The sequence below is a fragment of the Cyanobium sp. LEGE 06143 genome (assembly GCF_015207535.1).
Taxonomy (GTDB): domain Bacteria; phylum Cyanobacteriota; class Cyanobacteriia; order PCC-6307; family Cyanobiaceae; genus NIES-981.
Map to the genome: position 1 here is coordinate 1 of NZ_JADEWP010000244.1, position 2,904 is coordinate 2,904.

Here is a 2,904-nt window from a genome sequence, read left to right on the forward strand (position 1 = left end):
GGTCGATGGGATGGCTGAGTACTTGTGGGCGGCCAGCGCCGCCGCCGAGCGCCTGGTTCCTGGCCTGGCCTGGCCAGAGCCCCCCCACCCASMCTTTGCCCGCCTGCGCCCCCTGATTCACAAGGGCTGGGAGATGGTGCTGATGGCCGCGGAGCTGTCGCGCCCAGACCTCGACCTCGAGGGTCTCGTGGCCGGCTACAGGGAGGCCGTGCCCCAGGCCCTGGCCCGGTGGGGCTGGAGCGAAGCGCAGCTTCAGGGAGTGCTGGAGCAGGTGCGGACCGAGGCGATCGCCACCGACCCCGCAGCCTGGCTGGCGCTGCATCGCTTCTACCCCAACGTGGTGGAGCGTGTGCGGCAGCTGGAAGCTGAAGGCAGCTCCTGGGCCGTGCTCACCACCAAGGGCGCCGCCTTCGCCCGCGAGATCCTCCGCGGCGCGGGGCTGGAGCCCCAGGCGCTCTATGGCCATGACCAGGGCAGCAAGCCTGAGGTGCTGCGCCGCATGCAGGCCGATCACCCCCGGCTCTGGTTCGTCGAAGACCGACGCCCCACCCTCGAGCGGGTGGCCGCTGACCCTGAACTCAACGCGGTGCGCTGCTTCCTGGTGAGCTGGGGTTATCTCGGCCCCCGGGACGCCCTGGGGCTCCCGGCCCGGATTTACTGGCTCACGCCGGAGCGGTTCGCGGCCCCCCTGGCAACCTGGCCCTGACCCGGTAGAGTACGTCCGTACTAGGCGCGATTGAGACGCCGGCCTTTGCGGGTGGTACTGACAATCCAGTGGTCGCAGGATGGCTCCGCGGCCCGTTCCATCGTTGATCCGATTCCATGCCTGCTGATTCCAAGGCCGCTTCCTACGTCTCTGCCGCTGCCTCCTCCGGTGGTGCGGCGTCCCCTGCCGATGCCCGGGCCGCCGCGGAGCGAGACAAGGCCCTCGGCCTGGTGCTCAACCAGATCGAGCGCAATTTCGGCAAGGGCTCGATCATGCGGCTGGGGGACGCCTCCCGCATGCGGGTGGAGACCATCTCCACCGGGGCCTTGACCCTGGACCTGGCCCTCGGCGGCGGCTACCCCAAGGGCCGGGTGGTGGAGGTGTATGGGCCCGAGAGCTCCGGCAAGACCACCCTGACCCTCCATGCCATTGCCGAGGTTCAGAAGCGCGGAGGGGTGGCTGCCTTCGTGGATGCGGAACACGCCCTCGATCCGGTCTACGCGGCTTCGCTTGGCGTCGATATCGAGAATCTGCTGGTGTCGCAGCCGGACACCGGCGAGATGGCCCTGGAGATCGTCGACCAGCTGGTGCGCTCCGCCGCCGTGGACATCGTGGTGGTCGATTCCGTGGCGGCCCTCACCCCCAGGGCTGAGATTGAGGGTGAGATGGGTGATCTGGCCGTGGGCAGCCAGGCCAGGCTGATGAGCCAGGCGATGCGCAAGATCACCGGCAACATCGGCAAGTCCGGCTGCACGGTGATCTTCCTGAACCAGCTGCGCCAGAAGATCGGCGTCACCTATGGCAGCCCGGAAACCACCACCGGTGGCAATGCGCTCAAGTTCTATGCCTCGGTGCGTCTCGACATCCGCCGCATCCAGACCCTCAAGCGCGGCACCGAGGAGTACGGCATCCGGGCCAAGGTGAAGGTGGCCAAAAACAAGGTGGCCCCGCCGTTCCGGATCGCCGAGTTCGACATCCTCTTCGGCCGCGGCATCAGCACCCTCGGTTGCCTGCTGGACCTGGCCGAGGAAACCGCCGTGGTGATCCGCAAGGGCGCCTGGTACAGCTACGAGGGCGACAACATCGGCCAGGGGCGCGACAACACGATCAGCTGGCTGGAGCAGAACCCCGACCAGGCCGTGGAGATCGAACAACGCACCCGTCAGAAGCTCAAGGAAGGCTCGGAGGTGACGGCCAACTCGCTCAAGCCCCTGGCTGCCGCCGCCAAAGCAGCTGTCGTGGCTCAGCCCGTGGGTGCTGAGGACGGCTCTGGAACCCCAGCAGCAGGGAAGCTGCCGGTGGCCGGATGACCGGCCGGATGACGGACCGGATGACCGAGGGGACGCTTCAGATCAGGGCCGGCGGCTCGCCCTGCTGAGCGCCGGCCAGCAGGGCGGCTTCGGTGGCGGGGCCGTTCTGCAGCATCTGGGCGACCCGCTGCAGTTCCTGGATGGCCTCGGCGCCTTCCAGCTTGACCAGCTCGTGGCCGTTGCGGGATTCAATCCAGCTGATGCCGAAATCGGACACCAGGAATCGCACCATGTGATTGGTGCCGAGGTTGGCGACGAAAGACGCGCCATGGCCATCGCGGCCGTCTCCGCAGCTGTAGCAGGTGGCGGCCATGCCGCGGCTCTGCAGGCTTGAGGCCAGGGCCTGCAGGCTCATCACCAGATCTTGAACAACGGAGCGGTACTGCTCCGCGAGCCGGGGAAACATGGCGCCATCACAGTGTGGGCCAACCCTAAGCTTTTCTTCCAATTCGCGTGGGTATGAATGCTCACCTCCTGACGAGCATCCCGGCACACGCCGTCTCAGCTGTCGGCCAGGGCCCACCAGCCCAGGCCAGGGCCGATGAAGCGCACCGTGAGCCAGAACAGCACCAGGGCGCCGATCCCCACCCAGGCCCCCCGGGTGGTGAGGGAGACAAAGCGATTGGCCTGGTTGCGGGTGAGGGGCAGCCAGGGGGCCAGGCGTGGCGACGTGTCGGGCGCAGCCGTGCGCTTCGGGGTCCTCGGGGGCAGTCCCTGACTCTCGCGGCGGCGGGCCTCGCCCATGGGTGCAGCTCCTGGTGGTTGACGCGCCCGATCAGGCTACGGCCAGAACTAGTGGGGCAGGAGGCGGCTCAGGTTCACCCAGGGCTCCAGGGCACGCAGCACCTGACGCCCCCAGCTCCGCCCCCTGAGGCGGCCGTCCAGCAC

General features: G+C 68.3%; 4 protein-coding genes. 2 read left to right on the forward strand and 2 right to left on the reverse strand.

Annotation, left to right across the window (positions count from 1 at the left end; all coding sequences use genetic code 11):
• A partial coding sequence (locus IQ216_RS12945; protein ID WP_228007503.1) for an HAD family hydrolase occupies window positions 1-706 on the forward strand: 706 nt, incomplete at its 5' end.
• A gap of 116 nt (window positions 707-822) precedes the next feature.
• Complete coding sequence (recA, locus tag IQ216_RS12950) at window positions 823-2,016, forward strand: recombinase RecA (protein ID WP_193815799.1); 1,194 nt, start codon at window positions 823-825, stop codon at window positions 2,014-2,016.
• 37 nt (window positions 2,017-2,053) lie between these two features.
• Here the strand turns inward: recA and IQ216_RS12955 are convergent, their stop codons facing one another.
• Complete coding sequence (locus IQ216_RS12955) at window positions 2,054-2,422, reverse strand: DUF1815 family protein (protein ID WP_193815800.1); 369 nt, start codon at window positions 2,420-2,422, stop codon at window positions 2,054-2,056.
• A 95-nt stretch (window positions 2,423-2,517) separates the two neighbouring features.
• Window positions 2,518-2,760 (reverse strand): DUF2839 domain-containing protein, encoded by a 243-nt coding sequence (locus IQ216_RS12960; RefSeq protein ID WP_193815801.1) that lies wholly within the window; start codon window positions 2,758-2,760, stop codon window positions 2,518-2,520.
• Window positions 2,761-2,904 lie beyond the last annotated feature (144 nt).